The organism is Variovorax sp. P1_H12_2 (genome assembly GCF_056405335.1).
The window spans coordinates 1-3,658 of the sequence record NZ_JBFUCI010000537.1; the positions used below are offsets into that span (position 1 = coordinate 1).

3 protein-coding genes and 1 pseudogene are annotated in these 3,658 nt (G+C 70.1%); 3 read left to right on the forward strand and 1 reads right to left on the reverse strand.

The annotated features are described in order from the left end of the window. The coding region (locus tag AC1D2K_RS31805; RefSeq protein ID WP_478094066.1) for an ABC transporter C-terminal domain-containing protein at positions 1-218 on the forward strand (218 nt) is incomplete at its 5' end. 82 nt (positions 219-300) lie between these two features. Then, positions 301-2,028, forward strand: coding sequence for a phospholipase D family protein (locus AC1D2K_RS31810; RefSeq protein WP_478094067.1), 1,728 nt, complete (start codon positions 301-303; stop codon positions 2,026-2,028). 12 nt (positions 2,029-2,040) lie between these two features. On the opposite strand, the gene AC1D2K_RS31815 is transcribed toward AC1D2K_RS31810, so the two are convergent. Continuing rightward, positions 2,041-3,465: an aminotransferase-like domain-containing protein gene (locus AC1D2K_RS31815; RefSeq protein WP_478094068.1), complete on the reverse strand. Its 1,425-nt coding sequence runs from the start codon at positions 3,463-3,465 to the stop codon at positions 2,041-2,043. A 103-nt stretch (positions 3,466-3,568) separates the two neighbouring features. On the opposite strand from AC1D2K_RS31815, the pseudogene AC1D2K_RS31820 reads away from it, so the two are divergent. Beyond that, positions 3,569-3,658: pseudogene (locus AC1D2K_RS31820) on the forward strand (LysE family translocator); the annotation flags it as partial.

Here is a 3,658-nt window from a genome sequence, read left to right on the forward strand (position 1 = left end):
GCTACAAGGAGCAGCGCGAACTCGAAACCCTGCCGGCACAAATCGCCGAGCTGGAAGAAGAACAGAAGCGGATCACGGAAGCGCTCGAGCTCGACGGCGGCGCCATCTACGCGAGCGACGCCTCCCGGGCGGCTGAGCTCGGCGAGCGCCATGCCCGCATCGACGACGAGCTGATGGCCGCGCTGGAGCGCTGGGAAGCGCTGGGGGCCGCGCGCTAACGGGGTTCTTGTCTGACGTGGGGCAAGTCCACGGCGCGCTATATCTATATATATGCCGCTGTCCRGGCCTCTCCCTCGCCGCATGGCCTCCCCTCACGCCCGCGGGCGACCTACGGCCCTGCTGCGCCGCCTCGGTGGGGTGCTGGCCTTCGCCCTGTGCCTGGGCGCCTGCGCGGAACTGCCTGCGAATGTCGAGCGGCCGGCCTCCTCGGCGCTGGACTCTCCCGCGGGCACGCCACTCGCCGATCTCGTGCGGCAACGCCGCCAGGCCGCCAGCGCGCGCTTCGAGTCCGGCTTCCTGCTGCTCGACGGCCCGCAGGCCGCCTACGGCAGCAGGCTGGCGCTGGCCGAAGCGGCGCAGAAGACGCTGGATCTCCAGTACTACGCGATCCATGCCGACGCCAGCACCGCCCGCCTGCTCGCCGCCGTGCGTGACGCCGCAGGACGCGGCGTGCGCGTGCGGATCCTGCTCGACGACCTCCACAGCACAGGACGCGACGCCCTGGTGATGCGCATGGCCTTCGTGCCCAATGTCGAGATGCGGATGTTCAATCCGCTCGCGGGGGCCCGCGGGTCGACCCTGGGCCGGGCCTTCAACGCGCTCGACGACGCATCGCGCCTGCAGCAGCGCATGCACAACAAGCTGTTCATCGCCGACAACGCGATGGCCGTGTCCGGCGGGCGCAACCTGGGGGACGCCTACTTCGGCAAGGACAGCAGGAGCAATTTCATCGATCTCGACCTGCTGGTGGCAGGGCCGCTCGTGCAGGATCTCTCGCGCAGCTTCGACACCTACTGGAACAGCGATCGCGCCTACCCGGTGCAGTCGCTGGTGACGCCGAAGGAACTCGACAGGATCCGCGACCAGGCGGGCGCCGCCGGCGCGGGGAAGCAGGATCGGCAGGCCACGTACGGGACCTCATCTGCGCCCGAAGGCGAACCGCGCGCGCGCGCCTGGGACGAAAAGCCGATGGACCTGGGTGCCGCKGCGCTCGTCTGGGCACCGGCCGTCGTGCTGGCGGACAAGCCGGCCAAGATTGCGCCTGACGGCGGGAGCCCCGATGCCGGCACGGTCAAGGACCCGGGGCTGACCGTGACGCAGCGCGCCGGTCGCGCTCGACGCGCGTCGGGCGCCGGCACGCTCGACGCGGCGGCCAACGCGGCAGCCACCGGCGACACGGTGGTCGAGGGGCTGCTGCAATGGATCGGGCAGGCACGACGCGACCTGTTGGTCATCTCGCCCTATTTCGTGCCGGGGCCCGACATGAAGCAGGCCTTCGCCGCGGCCCGGGCGCGCGGTGTCCGGGTTCGGGTCCTGACGAATTCGCTGGCCTCGAACGACGCCCCCGTGGCCCACGTGGGCTATGCGCGGCACCGCGAGGCATTGCTCGCCATGGGCGTCGAGCTCTACGAGTTGCGAAGCGAACAGGCCGGCCTGGGCAGCGCCTTCGGCGACTCGGGCAGCAACCTTGCCGGCGAGTCTCGCTCGATGCTGCATTCGAAGGTGCTGGTGATGGACCGCCGGTTCCTGGTGGTCGGATCGATGAACCTCGACCTGCGATCGCAGTGGCAGAACACCGAGATCGCCGTGCTGGTGCGCAGCGATGCGCTCTCGGGCATCGCCGCCGACCGGATCGAAGCGGCGCTGCGCGAAGGCGCCTGGCATGTCGAGCTGAACGAGGGCCATCTGGTCTGGCGCGCGCCCGAAGGCAGCCAGCTCGAAGACGCCACCACCGAGCCCGACACCAGCGCCGGCCTGCGGCTGCTGCTCAGGCTGTTCGGCCCGCTGGCGCCCGACAAGCTGCTCTGAAGCCGCAGCGCGTCAGATCTTGTCCCTGACCCGCGCGAACACCTTCCAGAAGGTCGCGTCCTGCGCGGTGGCGAAGTTGATTCGCATCAGCGTGGTCGGCGGCCGCCTGGCATGGAACAGCGAGCCCGGTGCCAGCAGGTAGCCCTCGTCGAGCATGCGCTGGGTCAGCGCGTCKGTGTCGACGCCGGTGTCGACCCAGCCGAACAGTCCGGCCGGCTCCGAGGCCAGCGTGCAGCCGGCAGCCAATGCGAGCTTGACGGTGCGGCCGCGCGCGCCATCGAGCCTGACGCGGACCCGATCCGCATGCCGGCGCAGCTGCCCCTGGTCGATGCACCAGGCGAGCGCGCGCTCGAACAGCGCGGGCGAGGTCAGGGTCGCGAGCAGCTTGGTCTCGAGCAGGCGGCCGACCAGCGCCGGCGAGGCCGCGAGGAAGCCGATGCGCCAGTTGGGCGCCAGGATCTTGGCGAAGCCGCTGACGTAGATGGTGCGCTGCAGGCCGTCGAGCGCGCTGAGCCGGGTTGCATGCTCGGGCGCGAGATGGCTGTAGGTGTCGTCCTCGACGATATGGAAGTCATGCCGGTTGGCGAGCTGCAGCACGCGATGCGCGCTGCCCGGCGTGAGGCTGTAGCCGGTCGGGTTGTGCAGCACGCTCACGCTCACGAACAGCTTGGGCTTGAGGCCCTCGCCGGCGGTGCAGTAGCGCTCCATCACCTCCAGGTCGGGGCCGTCGGCCTTGCGCGGCACCGGCAGGATGCGCATCCCGAGCGCCTCGAGCCGCGCGAACTCGAGCGCCCAGCCCGGCTCCTCGACCATCACGGGGTCGCCGGCCCGCAGCAGGGTGCGGCTCACGATGTCGAGCGCGTGGGTGGCGCCGATCGTGGTCACGATCTGGTCCGGTGCGGCCGGGACGTTGATGCTGGCCAGCTTGCCGGACAGGCTGCGGCGCAGGCCGCCGTCCCCGGCCGGCTCGCCGTACTGCAGCGAGAATTCCTGCAATGCCTTGGTGCCGGTGACGCGGCGCACCGCCGCCGGCATGAAGGTCGACTCCAGCCAGTCGGGCGGGAAGACGCCCATGCCGGGCTGGGGCTTGTCGCTCGGCCGATGGAACATGCCCCGGATCAGGGTGCTGGCATCGGCCGCCACGAGTTGCACGGGCGCCTGGGCCGGTGCCGAACGCGTGCTCGCAGGCTCCGGGGCGCCGGCCGCGCCCGAGTCGCGCACATAGAAGCCTCGTTGGCGACGTGCCTCGACCAGGCCCTGGGCGAGCAATTGGTCATAGGCCGCGACCACCGTATGCGGGCTCACGCCCTGCTGGCGCGCGCACTCGCGCACCGAAGGCAGGCGCGCGCCCGGCGCCAGCAGGCGGTCGCGGATGCGCTCGGCGAATCGGTCGGCAAGTTGCGCCGTCAGCGATTGGGTGGAAGTTCGTGTCAGCATGCGCGCCGGGGTTTCTGTGTCGATGCACGGACCGATACAGACACGCCCCATGTTCGACATTCTGTACCGGTACTGTAATGGTCATCAGTTTAAAGTGTGTCCCATGAACTGGCAAGAATTCACTGCGCTGCTGGTGTTGGCCACGGCGATGAGTTTCTCGCCGGGTCCCAATACCACGCTGTCGACCGCACTC